The sequence below is a fragment of the Novosphingobium sp. MD-1 genome, assembly GCF_001014975.1.
GTDB lineage: Bacteria > Pseudomonadota > Alphaproteobacteria > Sphingomonadales > Sphingomonadaceae > Novosphingobium.
On sequence record NZ_BBXA01000020.1, the window covers coordinates 251,852 to 272,314 of the forward strand.

A 20,463-nucleotide genomic window follows, 5' to 3' on the forward strand; every position below is an offset into this window, starting at 1 on the left:
CCGCTCACGCCGCCAGCCGGTCGAACCCGCTGGCGCTGCGGTCCTGCCCGAAGCGATAGGCCGACGCGGTGATGCCACCGCGCAGATCGTTCTGCGAATAGATGCAGATGGCCGGATCGCTGCCCGCCGCACCGACGGCGACCATCAGCGGGATCAGGTGATCCTCGCGCGGGTGGGCGATCCGCGCGGAAGGCGCGGCATCCCACTGCTCCAGCGCCCGCGCGCGATCCTCCGGCGCCAGGTCGATCAGGGCATGGCGCAGCCAGGCGTCGAACTGCGCGGAAGGCGCCGACGCGCGTGCATCGAACATGCGAAGGTTGTGATAGGACAAGCCCGAGCCGATGATCAGCACGCCCTCCGCGCGCAGCGGGGCGAGCGCGCGCCCCAGCGCCAGATGCGCGGCCGGGTCATAACCTTCCTTCATCGACAGGCTTACGACCGGCACTTGCGCATCGGGATAGATCGGCTGGAGCATCGAGAACGTGCCATGATCGAACCCGCGCGTCGGATCGGCGTTCATCGCGATGCCGGCCTGCGCCGCCAGCTCCCGCACGCGCTCCGCCAGCGCGGGCGATCCGGGCGCGGGATAGCGGATGTGGTAGGTGTGCTCGGGAAAGCCGAAATAGTCATAGACCATCCCCGGCTGCGCGGCGCTGGAAACGGTGAAATCCGCTTCTTCCCAATGCCCGGAAATCGCCAGGACGGCCTTGGGCGGTTCGGGCAACTGCCCGGGCAGGGCCTTGAGCGAGGCTTCGAGCCAATCGAAATCGCGCCGGAACGGGCCTTCCAGCCATGGCCAGGGGCCGCCGCCGTGGGACAGGAAATAGACGGGCTGCAACATGATCTCACCTTCTGCTGGCGCCCGGTTTAAGCGCACGGACGCCGGCGGGACAGTGCTCAAATGCCATTGATGATGTTCGGAAATCCGGAACGGGCCCTCCATGGCCAAAACGTAATGTTTTGCTCACGCCACCGTTGCGTGCGCCAGCCTAGAAAACAGCCCGGCGGCAAGGCAGTTGTCGATGGATCGCAACGTGACGGTCCCCTGTTCCGATACATTCTCCAACTGCCTTGCCGTCACCGGCCGCGCGCCAGATGGCGCGAGGCCAGAACCGGGGAATGCTGGTGTCACGTCCAATCTTTTTCGATCCGACTGGCCGCCGCCGCCGCTGGACGCGCCGCGGCGCCTTCGCGATTCTGGCGCTCCTGCTGGCCGTCTGCGCGATTTTCGCGACGACCGTGGCGACCGTCAGCGCCCCTTCCCCCCTGCCGTTCGGGACCGAACGCACCGCACCGCTGCCCCTGAAGGCGCAGGTCAGCCGTCTCTCCCACCGGATCGAGCGCCTGTTCGGCCACAATCCCGCGCCCGCGCGCAAGCCCGGCGCGCCGCTGACCGTTGGTTTCTACACGTCGTGGACCGATGACAGCGCCGATACGCTGGCACACCACTCCGGCGAGCTCGACTGGGTCGCGCCCACGCTGATGTCGATCGACCAGGCCGGCAATCTCCATGCCAACGACGATGCCCGGATGCGCCGCGTCCTCGCCGCCGCGATTCACCGTCCCCTGGTCGTTCCGGTACTGCAGAACGCCAGCAACGGCACATGGGACGGCGCGGGCACTGCCCGCGCGCTGGCCAACCCGGCCCGCCGCGCCGCGCTGGTGCAGGGCGTCGACCAATTCCTCGACAAGACCGGCGACGGCGGGGTGATGGTCGATTTCGAGAACATGCCGGAAGGCAGCCTGGGGCTGCTCCGCCAGTTCGTGGCCGATTTGCACGCGCGGCTTGCGCCGAAACACCGGGTGGTATCGGTGACCATGCCGGTCGACGATCCGGCCTGGTCCACGCGCGCCTTCGCGCAAGTGGCCGACAAGGTCGTGCTCATGGCCTATGACGAGCATTGGCAGGGTGGAGAACCCGGCCCGATCGCCTCGAACGGCTGGTTCACGGCGCACCTCGCCGATTCGCTGAAAGGCGTGGCCGCCAGCAAGATCATCGTCGCGCTGGGCAACTATGCCTACGACTGGCACGAAGGCCATGCCGACAGCCTCACGGTGGAGGAAGCCTGGCTTTCCGCACACGACAGCGGGGCAACGCCCACCTGGGACAAGGCAAGCGGAAACCCCGGTTTCGCCTATACCGACAACGGCGTGCGCCATGACGTGTGGCTGCTCGATGCCGCCGCGAGCTGGAACCAGATGCAGGTGCTTTCGCGCATGGGCATCAATTCGGTCGCGCTGTGGCGGCTGGGCTCGGAAGATCCGGGATTCTGGAACACGCTCAAGAGCTGGAACGCCGGCGCCCGGGCCGGGCGTGCGGCCGGCGCGCGGCCCGACCTTGGCCACATCAGCGAATCGACCAATGCCGATGTCGAGGACAATGGCGAAATCCTGCGCATCGACGCGACGCCGACGCCCGGCCAGCGCGCCGTGTCGTTCGATCCGCGCTCGAACCTGATCACTGGCGAACAGTATGTAACGCTGCCCACGCCCTATGTCGTGCGCCGCACCGGCGACCGGCCCAAGCTGGTGGCGCTGACCTTCGACGACGGCCCCGATCCGGTCTGGACGCCGCAAATCCTCTCCGTGCTGGAACAGTACCATGTCCCCGGCACGTTCTTCGTGATCGGCGAAAACGGCGTGGGCAACCGGGGGCTGCTGCGCCGCCTTGTTGCCGAAGGCAACGAGATCGGCAACCACAGCTACACCCATCCGAACATGGCGGACGAGAGCGATACCGGCATCAAGCTGGAGCTAAACGCCACACAGCGCCTGATCGAAGCCTATACCGGCCGTTCCACCCGCCTGTTCCGCGCGCCCTATTTCGGCGATGCCGAACCGACCACGACCGACGAACTGGGGCCGGCGCTGGTAGCGCAGCAACAGGGCTATACCATCGTCGGCCTCCACGCCGATCCGGGCGACTGGGTCAAGGGCCGCAGCGCCGACGAGATCGTGCAGCGCACGCTCGATGCCGTGCGCAACGGCAACGGCGATCGTTCCGCCAACGTAATCCTGCTGCACGATGGCGGCGGCAACCGGGCGGAAACGGTGAAGGCGCTGCCGCGCATCATCGCCACGCTGCAGGCCGAGGGCTACCGCTTCGTGCCGGTATCGACGCTGGCCGGTCTGACCCGCGACGACGTGATGCCGCAGGTTTCCGGGCTGGATCTGCTGGCCGTGCGCGCCGACGTGGCGATCTTTTCGAGCCTGGCGGCGGCGATCGACGGTCTGGACTGGATCTTCTTCTTCGCCATCGCGCTCGGCATGGCGCGGGCGATCAGCATGACCGCGCTGGCCCTGTTTCCCGAACGCCGCCTGGGCCTGTCGCGCGATTCCACCTATCGCCCGCTGGTGAGCGTGATCATCCCCGCCTACAACGAGGAGCGGGTGATCGAGGCGTCGGTCCACCGCATTCTCGCCAGCGACTATCCGCACATGGAAGTGATCGTGGCGGACGACGGATCGAAGGACCGCACCAGCCCGATCGTGTCGGCCGCATTCGGCAACGAACCGCGCGTGCGGCTGATGACCATGGCCAACGGCGGCAAGGCCTCGGCGCTCAACCGGGCGCTGGCACAGGCCAGTGGCGAGATCATCGTCGCGCTCGACGCCGATACGCAGTTCGAGCCGCAGACGATCAGCAAACTGGTGCGCTGGTTCGAACTCGATCACATCGGCGCGGTCGCCGGCAATGCCAAGGTCGGCAACCGGGTGAACATCGTCACGCGCTGGCAGGCCGTGGAATACGTCACCGCGCAGAACATCGAACGCCGCGCGCTGACCCGGTTCGACGCGATCATGGTGGTGCCCGGCGCGGTCGGCGCCTGGCGGCGCAGCGCGCTGGAGGACGTCGGCGGCTATCCCGAAGACACGCTGGCCGAGGACCAGGACCTGACCATCGCCATCCAGCGCAAGGGCTGGAAGATCGCCTACGACGAGGACGCGGTGGCTTGGACCGAAGCGCCCGAAACGCTGCGCGCGCTGGGCAAGCAGCGTTTCCGCTGGGCGTTTGGCACGCTCCAGTGCCTGTGGAAGCACCGCGCCATCCTGCGCGAGCGGCACCCCAGCGGCCTTGCCTTCGTGGGCATGCCGCAGGCCTGGCTGTTCCAGATCCTGTTCGCGCTGATTTCGCCGCTGATCGATCTGGCGCTCGGCATCTCGATCGTCGGAACGATCGTGCGCGTGATGCAGCACGGCTGGGACCAGACCCAGACCGACGTGTTGCGCATGGGGATCTACTGGATCGGCTTTACCACCGTGGACCTGCTGTGCGGCTGGATCGCCTATCGCCTCGACGTGCGCGAAAAGCGGTTCCCGGCGCTGCTGCTGCTGACGCAACGCTTCGTCTATCGCCAGTTGATGTATGGCGTGGTGATCCGCGCGGTGGGCGCGGCCACCGCCGGTCTTGGAATCGGCTGGGGCAAGCTGGAACGGACTGGCCGCGTCAGCGTCGCCCCGTCGGCTACCGCTGCCGCTCCGGCCCCGGCCGCTCCGCCCGAAGCGCCTTCAGCGCGGGAGCCGCAGGGTAGCCACGAGCCCGCGCTCACCTGACAGCACCAGTTCGCCGCCATGAAGCCGCGCGACGGCGGCGACCATGGCGAGCCCCAGCCCGCCCCCGGTGCGCGTGCGTGCGTTGTCGAGCCGCACGAACCGTTCGACCACGCGCGCCCGGTCCTGCTCGGGAATGCCGGGGCCATCGTCGCTGACGATGATCTCGCCCCAGCCTTCGGCCGCGCGCGTGGCCACGGTGATGGTGGAGCCGCCATATTTCAGCGCGTTGTCGATCAGATTGGCCAGCGCGCGGGACAGGAATTCGCGATCGGCCGGCACGGTGACGCTGCGCGCATCGGCACACAGCGTCACGCCCGATTGTTCCGCCAGCGGTTCGTAGAGTTCGACCAGATCCTCGGCCACGGCGGCCAGATCCAGCGGCACGCGCCGATCCTGGATGGCGCCGCCTTCCAGCCGGCTGATCTCCAGCGCGTTTTCCAGCATCGACCGCAAGGCATCGGCATCCGCCCGCGCCGCCTGCAGCGCGTCCGCCGCGCCGGGTTCGTCAACGCGCGCCAGGGCCGTGTCGATCGCCGCCGACAGCCGGGTGACGGGGGAGCGCAGGTCGTGCGCCAGCGCCCCGGAAATGGCGCTTAGCTGCGAAACCAGCTCGTCGATCCGTTCGGCCATCAGGTTCATCTGCAGGCGCAGGTGATCGAAGCCGTCCCCCGTATCCCGCGTCGACAGGCGCGCGCCGAAATTGCCGGAAGCCAGTTCCGCCGCGGTGTCGGCGATCTCATGCGTGCGCTGGCTGATCACGAAACCGAGCAGCAGCGCGCTCACGGTGGCAAGGGCTACGGCGATGACGACGGTAAGGCCGATTGCGGCCGCGAAGGCCAGCGTGAAGCGCCGCTCGACCGCGCCGAGCACGCCGACGACCAGCGTATCGCCGCCAGGCAGGCTGCTGGCGATCGCCATCCCCTCCGTTTCGGGCAGGCTGGGACCGCGATGAATGTGCACGATGTGCGGCTGCGCCGACACCGAAATCGAGGGCACGCGCGACAGGTTGTTGAGGATCGTCGGCCCGTGCCCCGAAAGCGCGATGAACACCGTGGGGTCCGCCGCGCTGCCGCGCTTGGCGTTGATGAAATTGGCCAGTTCGTCGCGGCCGCCGTCGTAATAGGCGGTCAGCAGATCGTCGCGCAGGTCGGTCACCTGCCGCACGCGATCGCTGCGCACCACCTCGAGCATCTCGGTGCGCAGGAAGAAGATCGCCGCCATGCTGGACAGGAGTTGCAGCACGAACACGGCGGCAACCAGCCGCATCATGGTTGGAGAAGGGCGCCGCCGGGCCGACATCGGGTCCGCTCAGTCCAGCGCCAGCCGGTATCCCGCCCCGCGCACCGTGTGGAACAGCGGCTGATCCTCCCCGTCGTCGATCTTGCGCCGAAGCCGGCTGATATGCACGTCGATGACGTTGGTGCCGGGATCGAAGTGATAGTCCCACACCGCCTCCAGCAGCATGGTCCGCGTCACCACCTCGCCCTGGTGCAGCAGCATGTATTCCAGCAGGCGGAATTCGCGCGGCTGCAACGCGATCTTGCGCGTTCCCCGGCGCACCTGCCGGGTGAGCCGATCCAGTTCGAGATCGCTGCACCGCAATGTCGTTTCCTGCGCCGGCTTCTGCGCCGTTCCACCGCCACGGCGGATCAGCGCCTGCACGCGCGCCAGCAGTTCGGCGAAGGAAAACGGTTTGCCAAGGTAGTCGTCCGCGCCCGCCGTCAGCCCCGCGATCCGGTCGTCGGTGCTGCCAAGCGCCGACAGGATGATCACCGGCGTTCGCACTTCGGCCGCCCGCAGCGCCTTTAGCACGGAAAGGCCATCCATCCCCGGCAGCATCCGGTCCAGCACCACCACGTCAAACTGGCTGTCGGTGGCCAGGAAAAGACCATCGCGCCCGGTTGTGGCGCGATCGACCGTGAAACCTTCCTCATCCAGTCCCCGCGCGATGTAATCGCCGATCTGGGGATCATCTTCGACCAGCAGGATACGTCCAGCCACAAACCCGTTCCATGACAGTTGATGACAGCGTGTTAATGCTTTCCCCACGCGCGGGATAGAGGGCAGCGGGTATCTGGAGCAAATGGCCGATAGCTCTTTGGGTCGCAAATTGCTGGGCTGGGCAGCCGTCCTCCCCATCGTCGCCGTGGCGGCGGTCGGGGCGGGCGGTTGCTTCCTGCGCGATCCGACGCGCTTTCAACCCGCCGCGCGATCCGTTACCGGCCGCCCGGTCGCCGTCTATTTCGCCGGGACAGCCGGGCTGCTGCCGATGGGCGACGAGCCCGACATAGCAACGGCCCTGCGACGCCAGGGCGTGCCCGTGCTGAGGGTGGACACCCCCTCCCTGTTCGTGGGCGACAAGGACCGGGCCTATGTCGATCAACTGGTGGATGACAGCATTCGCAAGGCGCTGTCCGCCAGCGGTGCCGAACACGTCGCGCTGATCGGCTTCACGTTCGGCGCAGACATTCTCGACACCGGACTGGGCGCGGTTCCGCCCGATCTGCGGCATCGCATTTCGTCCGTGGTGCTGATCCGCCCCGATCCCACGGTCCATTTCCACGCAGGGCCGGCGTGGCTGCGGCTGCACGACGTGCCCGATAGCGATCCGCATCGCACCCTGCGCCTGCTGCGTGGTCTCAGCGTCACCTGCATTCAGGCGGATAGCGACAACCTGTGCGCCTCGCCGGGGCTGGAAGGCATGCGGCGCGTGTCGTTAGCCGGCCCCCGCCCGGCATTCTGGCAGAAGCGCGATCTCACCGCGGCGGCCATGCATGCGGTCCTGTTTCCGGCAGGGGTGATGCAATGAGGGGCCGCTTCGCCCCGCGGCGATCAGAACGGATGGCCGCCGCCAGCCCCGCCGGGCAGGCGGCCGCCGGGGCCTCGTCCGGGCGGGGGCGCGGAATTTTCCTGCGCCGGAGCGCCGGGCACGGCGGCGGAGCCACCTCCCGGCGGAGAGAGAGCGCCGACATAGCCGTAAGCCTGCGGCGCGGGCGGCCCCATCAATCCGCGCGACGGTATCTGCGGACCGGTTTTTTCGTCGTCGTCATCGCGAGGGCCGATGAGTTCGCCCTTCGGCGCCGCGGCCGCCGACGCGAGAACCTCGGGCGTGATTTCCACCGGAACAGCGGGCGATGCCTCGACCGGAATCGCGTCCTCCTCCGGCATGGCTGTCTGCGCGGTCACGGGGCGCGAAGGGGTGGCCGCGGCCGCCAGTTTCGGCAGGGGCGCTGCGAGGGCGGGCGGCTTTCCGTCAGCCGTGTCCGGCACGGCCGGGGCGAATGCCATCGGAGCGCCGCCTCCGCTCGCCGGAATACCCTGCGGATCGGCACCCATCCCTATCATCGCCACGGCCGCTATTCCGGCAGCCAGCGCTCCGATGCCGCCGCCAGCCGCCAGCCGCCGCCAGACAGGGTGGCGTGGCCGCTGGGACGGAACCGACGCCGCAACCTGCGCCGCCACTGGCCGCGCCGTCACGCCAGTGGCTGCCGCCTGCGGCGCGGCAGCCTGAGGCAGCAGCGGCACTTCCCGCACGATCCGCGCGATCAGGTCAGCGGGAACAGCCGGCGCGGATAGCTGGTCCAGCGCGCGGTCCAGCGCCGCTTCGCGCGCGGCGGGCGCGATCGGGATCACCCGCCTCATGCCCGCAGTTCCATGCCATAGGCCACGACCGGTTCGCGCGCGCGCAGATCGGCAACGCCCACGTCGCGCGCTTCCAGCAGTTCGCGCAAGTGACGCCGAGCCCTGAACAGAAGCGATTCCATGGCCTTTATGTTAAGTTCCAGAACTTCGGCGGCAAGCGCGTTTGTGAAGCCCTCGTAATAGCACAGCACAAGCGCGGCCCGATACCGTTCGGGCAGGTCCGCCAGGGCCCCTGCAACCGCCGCCCGCGCCTGATCCGCCTCGATCGTGGCGTCGGCAAGCGGCATGGGATCGGCGCGTTCGGGCAGATCGGGCGTGATCACCACGCGAAAACGGCGCTTCCGGTCGAAGCACAGGTTCATCGCGACGCGATGGAGCCAGCCCACCAGCCCCGCCCCGCTCGATTGCCACCGCGGGGCCTGCTGCCACAGACGCGCGAAGCATTCCTGCACCACGTCTTCGGCTTCGTGCCCATCGCCCAGCATACGCATCGCCACGCGGTAAAGCGCGGGGGTATGCCGTTCGACCAGCACGGAAAACGCGGCGATCACGCCACGTCCCACCTCACCCATCAACGACAGGTCATCGAACGCCGACCACAGCATGGGAGCGTCGGGCGCAAGCGAGGCATGGTCGGTCGCGAATGCCCCGTCCGCTCCGGAATCGCCTAGGAAAGTCACACCGACTGTCGCCTCCACGCGCCGTTCCGTCATCGGGAACCCACGGCCCGGCTCTTGCTGGCGGTCCAACCCTGAACGGCGAATTTACCGACGTTGCGCAACGAAATATTTCATCGCCCCCGGCGCGAAGGGTTTGAGAGGCTGGGCCGTTTTAATCACCGGAACCACCGTGGCCCCTTACCCTCGAAGTTCGATGTCGCGTTGTTTCCGCCCTGTCGAGAACACCGCCGGCATCAGTCGAGCTTGCGGGTCGCACCACAAAACCGGGCCTGCGATTCGGTCGCAGGCCCCATTTCACGGATCACGTCCCCCCATGCATCGTCACCGCACGCCCCGTTTCTTCGCTGCCGTTTCGCTCGGTTCGCTGACCTTCGCGCTCGGCGCACAGGTTGCCCTGGCCGACACCACGGTCGGCGGCAACAGCACCACCCCCGTTCTCACCTCGACAGGCGGCAATGTAACAGTCGCCAGCGGCGGCACGATCACGCTGGTCAACGGCAGCGCCGTGACGGTCGATTCCTCCAACACCGCTACCGTCGCTTCAGGTGGCACGATCGCCATGGGCGCGGGCAACGGCGCGACCGGGATCACCGTCAACCCCGGCACCACCACCACGATATCGAACGCCGGGGCGATCAACGTCACCGAGAATTACACCGCCCCCTTCATCACCAACAACGGCGTCAACATCGCCGATGGCCCCATCGCGGCCGCATCGAACCGTTACGGCATCCACGTGCTATCGGGCGGCACGGTGACCGGATCGGTCACCAACTCCGGCACGATCTCCGTCGAGGGGCTCAATTCCGCCGGCATCGCGCTCGATTCGACGCTCAACGGCAATCTCGGCAATACCGGCACGATCTCGGTAAAGGGCGATAACAGCGCCGGCATCCGCACGTCCGCGGTAACCGGCAATGTCACCGTGGGCGGAACCGTCACGGCGATCGGCCAGGGCGCGCAGGCGCTGGTCACCAGCGGCGATATCGGCGGCACGCTGAAGATCAACGGCACCCTGGGGCAAGCCACCACCTACACCGCCGACGACGGCACCTCGCAGGTTCTTTCGCGCACCGCGCTGCAAAGCGGGGCAGCCGCGGTGGAAGTGGACGGAAACGTCGCTGGCGGGGTCCTGATCGCGGCTCCCAATTCCAGCACGTCGACCGAGACCACCGGTTCGATCCAGTCCTATGGCAGCAGCCCCGGGCTCCAGATCGGCGGCGCGAACAACATCGCGATCGGCACCGTGGCCAGCAACGATGGCACCTATTCGGTGGCGGTGGACGGCAGCGTGACCGCCAATGCCTATTACAGCTCGACCAACGCCTATGGCATCGTGATCGGGGGCAAGGGCGGCAACGTGAACCTGGCCGGCGGCATCGGCATCAACGGCAACGTCACCGCGACGACCAACGATGCCAACGCCACCGCCATTCTCATCAACCAGGGCTCCACGGTTCCCACGCTTTACGTCAGCGGCACGGTCAAGGCCGCCAGCACATCGCTGGGTATCAGCGCCTATGCGGTCCGCGACCTGTCGGGCACGCTGACGACGGTGAACAACACCGGCTTCATCACCTCCAACCAGGGCAGCCAGTCCGGGGCGATCGATCTTTCCGCCAACACCAGCGGCGTCACCGTCAAGCAGTACCTCAACGCGACCGATGCGGCCTCGCAAAAGACCGACAAGGCCGCGGCGGGCTACAACGTCGATACCGCCACGGTCTATGCGGCGATCACCGGCAACATCTACACCGGCAGCGGCAATGACACGCTGGATGTCGAAACCGGCAAGATCACCGGCAACACGTTCCTTGGCGCCGGCAACGACACCGTGATCATGGCCGACGATTCGAAGTATATCGGCAACATCGATTTCGGCACGGGCACCGCCACGATGACGATGGGCGGCAATTCGCGCTTCACCGGCACGCTGATCTTCAACGACCAGCCGGCCACGCTGACGCTCAACGACAGCTCGATCTGGCGGGGCACCGTCACGGGCGGTTCGCAGGCAACGGTCAACGTCAACTCGGGCCTGTTCGCCGCCAACGCGACCGGCAACATCGCGGTCAACTCCCTGAACGTGGGCGCGAACGGCACGCTGGGCGTCTATGTCGATGGCACCACCGGCACGAGTTCAACCTTCGTCACCAATACGGCGACGTTCGCCAGCGGATCTAAGATCACCGCCTCGCTCACGTCCATCGCCAAGGCGGAAGGCACGTATACGGTGCTGACGTCCAACGGCCTTACGGGCGCTTCGAACCTGAGCGCCAGCAATCTGGCCCTGCCGGTCCTCTACGCCGGCACGCTGGCCACGCAGGGCAACAACCTGCAACTCACCATCGCCCGCAAGACCGCCGCGCAACTGGGGCTGACCGCCGCGCAAGGCGCCATCTACAACCCGATCATCGCGCAGGCCCAGGCGCTGACGGCCGCCGGCGGCACCCCTTCCGCTCTCGAAACCGACCTGCTGCAGGTGGCCGACACGCCCACGCTGCAAGCGCAGTTCAACCAGTTGATGCCCGATTATGCCGGGGGCGTGTTCGATTTCGTGACACGCGGCTCCCGCCTTGCCGCGCAGCACGTACAGGACGATTCCTCGCTGTTCACGATCAGCAACGTGGGCGGCTGGTTCGAGCCGATCTATTTCCACGGCGGCAAGCAGACGACCGGCACCGCCGGCTTCTCCGACCATGGCTTCGGCCTTTCCGGCGGGCTTGAACGCGTGACGGGCATCGGCAACGTCGGCCTTTCGCTTACCTGGATCAGCGGCAAGGTGAACACCAGCAGCTACCAGTCGGTGAAGACCAGCAACCTCGAGGTCGGCGCCTTCTGGCGCATGGCCAAGGGGCCGTTCTACGCCTTCGCCCGGGTGGGGGGGAGCCGCCTTTCGGCAACCTCCGCGCGCACCTTCACGGGGGCCGTCAGCGGCACCAGCTTCAATTATACCGCGGCTGGCAAGTGGAAGGGCTGGATGATCACCGGATCGGGCGGCGCGTCCTATGGCTTCGATGTGGGCGGCAACTTCCAGCTGCGCCCCAAGGCGATCGTCGAATACTATCGCCTGCACGAAAACGCCTATGACGAAACCGGCAGCGCGCCGATCATCCTGGAGGTGGCCGGGCGCAACAGCAGCGCGCTGACCGGCACGACCACGCTGGTCGCGAGCTGGAGCAGCGGCCCCAGCTCCTATGAAGGCCGCCCGTTCACCGTCGAAGTCGAAGGCGGCCGGCGCAACCAGCTTTCGGGCCATCTCGGCACCACGCTCGCCAACTTCACCGACGGCAACCAGTTCGCGCTGACGCCGGACAGCCTGAAGTCGGCCTGGCTGGGCAAGGTCAGCATCCTGCAGGGTGGCCTGGACTACACCTGGCGCCTGACCGGCGGGGCTGAACGGGCGCAGGGCGTGGTCGACTATTCGATCCGCGCTTCGCTCAGCATCGCGCTCTGACGCGGGCGTAGAGCCATCGGGCAGGGGTCTGGGGCCACGTGCTCCAGGCCCCTGCCCTTTTGCGTAGGCAGCGCTTCAGCCCGCCGCGAAGAGATGGCGATACTGGTGCGGCTGGCAGCGAAGATACTGGTCCGCCGCATGGACCGAGGCACCAAGATGGGCCGCCGCGTGCCAGGGCCAGCGCGGGTCGTAAAGGATGGTGCGCGCCAACGCGACGAGGTCCGCATCGCCCGAAGCGACGATCTGTTCAGCCTGCTCGAACCCGGTGATGAGCCCGACCGCGATCACGGGAATGGAGACCGCCTGCTTCACCGCGCGCGCCAGCGGCACCTGATATCCGGGAGCCACGGGAATCGCCTGACGCGGATCGAGCCCGCCGCTCGAAACGTGGATCGCGGCGGCGCCCCGGCGCTCCAGCTCGCGCGCGAAGGCGACGGTCTGCTCCGCATCCCAGCCGCCGTTCACCCAGTCGGTTCCGGAAACCCGGACCGTCACCGGGCGCTCCGCCGGGAAGGCGGCGCGCACGGCATCGAACACTTCCAGCGGGAACCGCATCCGGTTCTCCAGGCTGCCGCCATACGCATCGTCCCGCCGGTTCGAAAGCGGCGACAGGAACTGGTGCAGCAGATAGCCGTGCGCGCCGTGAATCTGCACGGCATCGATACCGATCCGCGCCGCGCGCCGCGCCGCTTCGGCAAAGGCATCGCGGATGCGGTCCATCCCGGCGCGGTCCAGCGCCAGCGGCGGGTTCTCTCCGGCGGCGAACGGAACGGCGGAAGGCGCCTCGGTCTGCCAGCCGTTGTCCGCGTCCGGCGCGATCTGGCCCTTGCCCAGCCACGGCTTGTCGGTCGAAGCCTTGCGCCCGGCATGCCCCAGCTGGATGGCGATGGGCATCGGCGAATGGCGGCGCAGGCTTTCCACCACACGGGCCATCGCCGCCTCGGTCCGGTCATCCCACAGGCCAACGTCGGCATAGCTGATCCGCCCTTCCGGCAGCACGGCCGTCGCCTCGATCGTCAGCACGCCCGCGCCCGATTGGGCAAGATTGCCGAGGTGCATGAGGTGCCAGTCGGTCATCTCGCCATCGACGGCAGAATACTGGCACATCGGCGCGATCACGATGCGGTTGGAAAGCGAAAGCCCGCCGATATCAAGCGGTTCGAACAACGTGGGGTGCGCCATGCGCCTGTCTCCTGTTCCGGGCAGCATGGCCCGATCGCGCGAAGATAGGAAGCTGCTCCGGGATTGCACCCGCTGCCTGCGCGCAATTCCGCTTGCCGGCGCAAAAGGTTTACTCTCCCGCGGGATCGGCCCCGCGCCCACCCCGTTCAATCGACCGGAACAACGTCCACGGCAACAGTCATGTTCTGGCTTCCGCCGCCCAGAAACACGCCGTCGATCGGGGCAACGTCGGCATAGTCGCGCCCCATCGCGGTGAAGATGTGATCGGTGCCCGCGAAGATCGCGTTGGTGGGATCGAAGCCAACCCAGCCCAATTCGTCCCCGCACCACAGGTTGACCCAGGCGTGCATGGCGTCGGCGCCAACCAGCCTCGGTTTGCCGGGCGGCGGCAGCGTGCGGAGATAACCGCTGACATAGGCCGCGGGAATGCCGTGCGCGCGCGCCGCCACGATCATGATGTGGGCGAAGTCCTGGCAGACGCCGCGGCGCAGGCGGAACGCCACGTCGGGCGGTGTATCCGCTACCGTGGCGCTGCCATCGTACTTGAACTCACCATGGATCGCTTCCATCAGCGCCCGCCCGGCGGCCAGCGTGGGCGTTCCGGGGGTGAAGAACCGGGTCGCCCAGCCCGCGATCTCGGGCGAAATCTGCGCCACCGTGGAACCGTAGAGATAACCGGCGGGGCTGGTGGACGACAGATCGCGCCGCACCAGCGTGCGTTCGCGCACTTGTGCCACGGTGGGGCTGACCGCCATGTCGAGCGAAAAGCACGGCGGCGCCACTTCCACGCGGAACCGGGCTTCGATCGACAGCTTCTTCAGCGGCGCATCGATCGACAGGCGCGCGCGGTTGACCACCCACGGCCCGCTTTCCTGCTGGATCGCGGACGGCGCCGGATCGATGTTCAGCGTATAATCGCGCAGGATCTGTCCCGGCCACGACGCCGGCTTCAGGCGCAGGTTGAAGCGCGCCAGACGCACGCCGCCCGCGTATTGCACGGTGGTGAGATGCCGGACATCGTAGATCATCGCCGGACCATCATACCAGCAGATTGCTGCGCACCACGGGTTCGGACCGTTCGAACTGCAGGAAGTATCGCGCGGAAATCGCTTCGGACAGAGTCAGCAGGCGCCGTTCCGTCTCGCCCAGCAGGCTGTCATCGACGGCATCGATCATCAGGCTGAGGAACGGCGCGAGCGCGGCGCGCGTTTCGCGCAAGGGTGCTTCGGGCAGGTTGTCCTCGCCAAGCGCCGGCAAGGCGGTGACATGCGCGGCCAGCGTCTGCAACTGGAACACCAGCGACCGCGGATTTTCCGCATCGAGCAGCAACAGGTCCAGCACCGGATCGCGCAACGGCACGCTGAGATAGCGCGACCGGTAGGTGATCTGGCTGTCGCACAGGTCCAGCAGCGCGCCCAGCGCATCGGCTTCCGGCAGCACGCCCAGCTGGCGCGTCATCCGGCAGACCGCGAGCGCGCGTTCCAGCCGCCGGCCGATGTCGAGGAAGCGCCAGGCCGGCCCGCGCACCATGTCCTCCGCGCCCAGCCCGGCCAGCGCGCCGAACCGTTCCACCAGTTCCCGCGCCACGCGCAACAGGGCGCCGGGGCGGTGCGAATCCAGCTTGGGCATCGGCCGGCTGGCGATGCGCCAGAAATCGGGCGCGAACCGGTCGCGCAACGACAGGCCAACGCTGCGGATATTCCCCAGCAGCGTGCTGACGCTGCCCGGCAGCCCGCCATCGCCCAGCGCGATGCGGCAGGCCTCGTGCGCGGACAGCTTCTGGTCCTTCGCCCGGATCGCGCCCCACAGGAACAGCAGCTCCACGAGCTTTTCGCGCACGGCGGGGTTGATGCCCCCGCCCGCATCGACCTCGATCGAACTGCCCAGGATCGAACGGACGATCCGCACCGTCATTTCCGCGCGCTCACAATAGCGGCCGAACCAGAACAGGTTGTCGGCCGCCTGGCTGGCGAGGATGCCGCCGCCACGCCGGATCGCCGGGGCATCACCCAGGGTGGTCGAGCCATAGTCCGGCACCGCCGCCGCATCGACCACGCAGACGTCGGCCGAGAGATCGCCTTCGCCCATGAGCGAGGTGAGCAGCCCGCCCGATGAGGCCAGCCGCGCGAATCCGCCGGGCATGACGGTCCATTCGCCATCCGGCCCGCGCGCCACGAACGCGCGCAGCGTGAACGGGCGCGGCTCGAACCGATCCCCCACCAGCGCAGGCGTGGTGGAAAGGTGGACGATTTCCTGCCCGCAGTAGTCCATCGGACGCCGCTGCATCGCATCGAACAGCAGGTCGCGCGCGGAAGGGGAAAGGCTTGCCCCGGCCACGCCACGCACGTCCTCCAGTCCCTCGACCGGCTGGCCGAACGCCGGCGTGATGACGAACTCGTCGAACCGGGCGCGCACGATATCGGCTTCCACCGGTTGCCCGCACCACCAGGTCGCGATGTTCGGCAGCAGCGGTTCCTCGCCCAGAAGGGTGCGGCACAGGCGCGGCATGAACGCGGCGAAGGCCGGCGCCTCCAGCAATTCCACGCCCGGCCAGTTGGTCATTTCCAGCCCGCCCGAAGCCCAGGCATCGAACATGTCGGGCACGCCGATGGTGGACCGCGCATCGAAGCTCAGCGGATCGAGCGCGTTGGTGTCGATCCAGCGCCACACCGCGTCGATCCGCTTCGGCCCGGCGATCGTGCGGATGTAGAGCCGGTCGTCGATCACCGTCAGATCGCGCCCTTCCACCAGCGGAAAGCCCAGATAGCGCGCGAGATGGGCCTGTTCCGGATAGCTCTGGTTGAACCGGCCGGGCGTGAGCAGCGCGATGCGCGGGCTTTCGCGCTGGCAATCGCGGGCAATTCCCGCGCGCAGATCTCCGAAGAAGCGCGCGACACGCCGGGCGTTGATGTCCGACAGCAGCGTGCCGGTGCCGCGTGACAGCGCCAGGCGGTTCTCCAGCGCATAGCCGATGCCGTTGGCCAGCCGCAGCCGGTCCCCCAGCACGCGCCACTGGCCGCGCGGCCCCCGCGCCAGATCGACCGCGTAGACATGGAGGTAATGATCCGCGCGCGGCTTCAGCCCGACCATGTTGCGCGCGAAATAACGGCTGCCAGCGATCACGGCGGCGGGCAGGAAACCATCGTCCACCAGCCGCTGTGGGCCGTAAATGTCCGCCACAAGCTGTTCGAGCAGGCGCGCGCGCTGGATCAGCCCGCGCTCGACCTCCGCCCATTCCTGCGCGCCGATCAGCAGCGGCATCGGCGTCAGCGGCCATTCGCGCTCGTCGTCATCGCCGGCGATGCGGAAGCTCATGCCCATGTCCTGGATCTGGCGCGCGACCAGTTCCTGCACCGAAAGGCCCGATTCCGCCGCCAGCGAGGACAGGCCGTTGGCCATGGCCACCCACTTTTCCGCGACATCGCCCGAGGCATGGCGAAACAGGTCGCCCGCATCGACGTCGACCGGATAGTCCTGCAACCGGTTGGTGGCCGGGGCGGGCGGCGCTGCGTTCTCGACCAGCGCCATCAGATCAGATGCGCGGGACGCCTGAGATCGAGCGACATCGGAAACTCCCCTGCTGCTTCCTCGGCCGGAATGGCCTGACTGCCCGGCGAATGGCCGTGATCCTGGAAGCGCGCCTTGCGCCGGGCTTCCGCCTCATAACCGTTGACGGGCACGGTATCATAGTTGCGCCCGCCCGGATGCGCCACATGATAGACGCATCCCCCCAGCGAACGGCCGTTCCAGGTATCGAGGATGTCGAACGTCAGCGGCGCGTGCGCCGGCATCATCGGGTGCAGGCAGTTGGCGGGGAACCACGCCTTGTAGCGCACCCCGGCCACGGCCTCGCCCGGAACGCCGGTCGGCTGCAGGGGCAGCCGCCGCCCGTTGCAGGCGATCACGTGGCGGCCCGGCACCAGCCCGCTGGCGCGGATCTGCAAGCGTTCGGTGGAGCTGTCGACATAGCGCACCGTGCCGCCGATCGCGCCGGTTTCGCCCAGCACGTTCCACGGCTCCAGCGCGTGCGCCACTTCAAGCTGCACGCCGCCGCCCTCGACCGCGCCGTGCACCGGGAAGCGGAACTGGCGCTGCGCCTCGAACCACACCGGATCGAAATCGTACCCGGCGCCGCGCAGATCGGCCAGCACGTCGAGGAAATCGGCCCAGACGTAATGCGGCAGCATGAAGCGGTCATGCAACTGCGTGCCCCAGCGCACCAGCGGCCCGTCCTGCGGCTGCTTCCAGAACCACGCGGCCAGCGCCCGCAACAGCAATTGCTGCGCCAGGCTCATCTTGGCGTCCGGCGGCATCTCGAACCCGCGGAACTCGACAAGGCCGAGCCGGCCGGTGGGGCCATCGGGCGAAAACAGCTTGTCGATGCAGATTTCGGTGCGGTGGGTATTGCCCGTCACGTCGACCAGCAGGTTGCGGAACAGGCGGTCCACCACCCAGGCGGGCGGTGGCGGCTGGTCCGGCCCGTGATTCGGGTTGGGCACCTGCGCCAGCGCGATCTCCAGTTCGTAGAGCGCATCGTGCCGCGCTTCGTCGATGCGCGGGGCCTGGCAGGTCGGGCCGATGAACATGCCCGAAAACAGGTAGCTGAGCGCGGGATGGCGCTGCCAGTAGAGCACGAAGCTCTTGAGCAGGTCCGGCCGGCGGATGAACGGCGAATCGAGCAGGGTCGGCCCGCCCAGCACGATATGGTTGCCGCCGCCGGTGCCGACGGAGCGGCCATCGACCATGAACTTGTCCGCCGTCAGCCCCACCTCGCGCGCGCATTCGTACAGCGTTTCGGTGATGTCCACCGCTTCGCGCCACGATTTCGCCGGCTGGATGTTCACTTCGATCACACCGGGATCGGGGGTAATCTTCAGCACCGTCAGGCGCGGATCGGGCGGCGGGGGATAGCCCTCGATCCGGATCGGCACGCGCGTTTCCTCGGCGACCTGCTCCACCGCCGCGATCAGGTCGAGGTAATCGTCCAGCGATTCCACGGGCGGCAGGAACACCGACAGATAACCGTCCTTCGGCTCCACCGTCAGCGCGGTGCGGACCGCGCCTTCGATCGCGACCTGTTCGATCCGGCGCTGCGCCGTCCCCGCCGGGCCTTCGACAGCGATGCTGGCCTGTTCGGCGGCGGCTTCTGGCGGTGTTGCCGCGTCGCGCACCTGGTGCCCGCGCTCCGCCACTTGCGCGCGGAAATCGGCGAGCGGCTCGCGCGGCTCGGCGGTGTCGCGCGGGTGGATATAGGGATAGTCGGACGGCGGCACGAACGGCAGCGATCCCAGCGGCAGGCGATAGCCCAGCGCGCTGTCGCCCGGCACCGCATAGAGCGCGCCGCGCCGCACTTTCCAGCGTTCGCTCTGCCAGCGCGTCACCCGCGATGGCGCGGCATGCCAGCGCTGCACCGGCAGGACATAGCCCACCGGCTTGGTCAGTCCGCGCTGGAACGTGCGCATGAAGCGCTGCCGTACTTCGGGATCGTCCAGCTGCGGATCGGTGGGGCTGGTGTTGGCGGGAAGCTCCGCCTCCTTCACGATCCATTCGACCGCGTCTTCATAGACCGGCTGGACGAACTCCTCCTCCACCCCCAGATTGCGCGCGGCCGTGGTCAGGAACACCTGGGCCATCGCGGCATCGGGCTGCGGCGCCCCGGCCTCGGCCTCTGCATCGGCCGGATGCTCCTGCGGCGGTCTTTCCCCGGCGATCAGCGACGGATCGCGCCAGATCGGCACGCCATCGGCGCGCCAGTAGATCGCATAGCCCCAGCGCGGCAGGCTTTCGCCCGGATACCACTTGCCCTGCCCGTGGTGGAGCAGCGATCCCGGCGCGAACCGTTCGCGCAGCAGGCGGATCAGCCGGTCGGCATAGGCGGCCTTGGTCGGGCCGACCGCCGCGCTGTTCCATTCGGGCGCCTCGAAATCGTCGTCGGCGATGAAGGTCGGCTCGCCGCCGATCGTGAGCCGCACGTCGCCCGCCGCCAGATCGGCATCCACCTTGTCGCCCAGCGCGAGCAGGGCATCCCAGCGCGCGTCGGTGAAGGGCTTGGTGATCCGCACCGCTTCCTGGATGCGCGAGACTTCCATTTCGAACCGGAAGTCCGAATGGACCGGTTCCATCACCACGCCTTCGATCGGCGCGGCGGAGCGGTAGTGCGGCGTGGCGCACAGCGGGATGTGGCCTTCGCCGGCGAAGAGGCCCCAGGTGGCGTCCAGCCCGATCCAGCCCGCGCCGGGAACATAGACTTCCGCCCAGGCGTGCAGGTCGCAGATGTCCTGCGACACGCCCTTCGGCCCGTCGACCGCGACCACATCGGGCGTCAGCTGGATCGAATAGCCCGAGACGAACCGGGCGGCGAACCCCAGCGTGCGCAACAACTGCACCAGCAACCACGCCGAATCGCGGCACGATCCGGTGCCGATCTCCAGCGTTTCCTCGGGCGCCTGCACGCCCGGCTCCATGCGGATCACATAGCCGACGGTCTGGTTGACCGCCTGGTTGATCTCCACCAGGAAATCGATGGTGCGGCCCTGATGGCCCCGGAACCGGTCGGCCAGCGCCGCGAACAACGCGCCTTGCGGCTCGGTCTCGAAATAGGCGGCAAGGTCCGACGCCAGCGCCGGAGCATAGGCGAACGGATATTCCTCGGCGTATTCCTCGACGAAGAAATCGAACGGGTTGATCACCGCCAGTTCGGCCAGCAGGTCCACCTCGATCTGGAAATGGTCCACCGGTTCGGGAAACACGATCCGCGCCTGCCAGTTGCCCAGCGGGTCCTGCTGCCAGTTCAGGAAGTGGTTGGCCGGGCTGATCTTCAGCGAATAGTTGGGCACCGCCGTGCGGCTGTGCGGAGCCGGTCGCAGGCGGATGACCTGCGGCCCCAGCATGACCGGCTTGTTGTAGGAATAGCGCGTGAGGTGATGGAGACCCGCCTTGATCATGGTT

The 20,463-nt window shown here is 67.9% G+C and carries 12 protein-coding genes; 3 read left to right on the top strand and 9 right to left on the bottom strand.

What is annotated here, in order from left to right; translation table 11 throughout:
- Positions 1–4 precede the first annotated feature (4 nt).
- Positions 5–841: a class III extradiol ring-cleavage dioxygenase gene (locus tag NMD1_RS06125; RefSeq protein ID WP_125954066.1), complete on the bottom strand. Its 837-nt coding sequence runs from the start codon at positions 839–841 to the stop codon at positions 5–7.
- Between the two features lie 284 nt (positions 842–1,125).
- On the opposite strand from NMD1_RS06125, the gene NMD1_RS06130 reads away from it, so the two are divergent.
- Positions 1,126–4,554 (top strand): glycosyltransferase, encoded by a 3,429-nt coding sequence (locus NMD1_RS06130; protein ID WP_125954067.1) that lies wholly within the window; start codon positions 1,126–1,128, stop codon positions 4,552–4,554.
- Here NMD1_RS06130 and NMD1_RS06135 read toward each other — a convergent pair.
- Both NMD1_RS06135 and NMD1_RS06140 read right to left on the bottom strand, forming a co-directional pair.
- Positions 4,510–5,823 carry an ATP-binding protein gene (locus NMD1_RS06135; RefSeq protein WP_124808112.1) on the bottom strand — a complete coding sequence of 438 codons (1,314 nt, stop codon included), beginning with the start codon at positions 5,821–5,823 and terminating at the stop codon, positions 4,510–4,512. The genes NMD1_RS06130 and NMD1_RS06135 overlap by 45 nt on opposite strands.
- A 39-nt stretch (positions 5,824–5,862) precedes the next feature.
- Entirely contained in the window at positions 5,863–6,555 is a 693-nt protein-coding gene (locus NMD1_RS06140) for a response regulator transcription factor (RefSeq protein WP_124808111.1), read from the bottom strand.
- A gap of 82 nt (positions 6,556–6,637) precedes the next feature.
- Between NMD1_RS06140 and NMD1_RS06145 the strand changes: the two genes are divergently transcribed.
- Complete coding sequence (locus NMD1_RS06145) at positions 6,638–7,363, top strand: AcvB/VirJ family lysyl-phosphatidylglycerol hydrolase (RefSeq protein WP_124808110.1); 726 nt, start codon at positions 6,638–6,640, stop codon at positions 7,361–7,363.
- Between the two features lie 23 nt (positions 7,364–7,386).
- Here NMD1_RS06145 and NMD1_RS06150 read toward each other — a convergent pair whose 3' ends face one another.
- Positions 7,387–8,196: a hypothetical protein gene (locus NMD1_RS06150; RefSeq protein ID WP_125954068.1), complete on the bottom strand. Its 810-nt coding sequence runs from the start codon at positions 8,194–8,196 to the stop codon at positions 7,387–7,389.
- Positions 8,193–8,909: an RNA polymerase sigma factor gene (locus NMD1_RS06155; RefSeq protein ID WP_124808108.1), complete on the bottom strand. Its 717-nt coding sequence runs from the start codon at positions 8,907–8,909 to the stop codon at positions 8,193–8,195. The genes NMD1_RS06150 and NMD1_RS06155 overlap by 4 nt, the downstream gene beginning before the upstream one ends.
- Before the next feature lie 280 nt (positions 8,910–9,189).
- On the opposite strand from NMD1_RS06155, the gene NMD1_RS06160 reads away from it, so the two are divergent.
- Positions 9,190–12,333 carry an S-layer family protein gene (locus tag NMD1_RS06160; RefSeq protein ID WP_125954069.1) on the top strand — a complete coding sequence of 1,048 codons (3,144 nt, stop codon included), beginning with the start codon at positions 9,190–9,192 and terminating at the stop codon, positions 12,331–12,333.
- Between the two features lie 75 nt (positions 12,334–12,408).
- On the opposite strand, the gene NMD1_RS06165 is transcribed toward NMD1_RS06160, so the two are convergent.
- The 4 genes from NMD1_RS06165 to NMD1_RS06180 all read right to left on the bottom strand — a co-directional run bounded on the left by NMD1_RS06165 (position 12,409) and on the right by NMD1_RS06180 (position 20,459).
- Complete coding sequence (locus tag NMD1_RS06165; RefSeq protein WP_125954070.1) at positions 12,409–13,515, bottom strand: NADH:flavin oxidoreductase/NADH oxidase; 1,107 nt, start codon at positions 13,513–13,515, stop codon at positions 12,409–12,411.
- Positions 13,516–13,661: 146 nt separating this feature from the next.
- A complete protein-coding gene (locus NMD1_RS06170; protein ID WP_124808105.1) occupies positions 13,662–14,543 on the bottom strand; it encodes a transglutaminase family protein in 882 nt (293 codons plus the stop codon).
- A gap of 10 nt (positions 14,544–14,553) precedes the next feature.
- A complete protein-coding gene (locus NMD1_RS06175) occupies positions 14,554–17,043 on the bottom strand; it encodes a circularly permuted type 2 ATP-grasp protein (protein ID WP_125954071.1) in 2,490 nt (829 codons plus the stop codon).
- Positions 17,043–20,459, bottom strand: a complete 3,417-nt coding sequence (locus NMD1_RS06180) for a DUF2126 domain-containing protein (RefSeq protein ID WP_125954072.1) — start codon at positions 20,457–20,459, stop codon at positions 17,043–17,045. Before NMD1_RS06180 ends, NMD1_RS06175 begins: the two co-directional genes overlap by 1 nt.
- Positions 20,460–20,463: the final 4 nt, after the last annotated feature.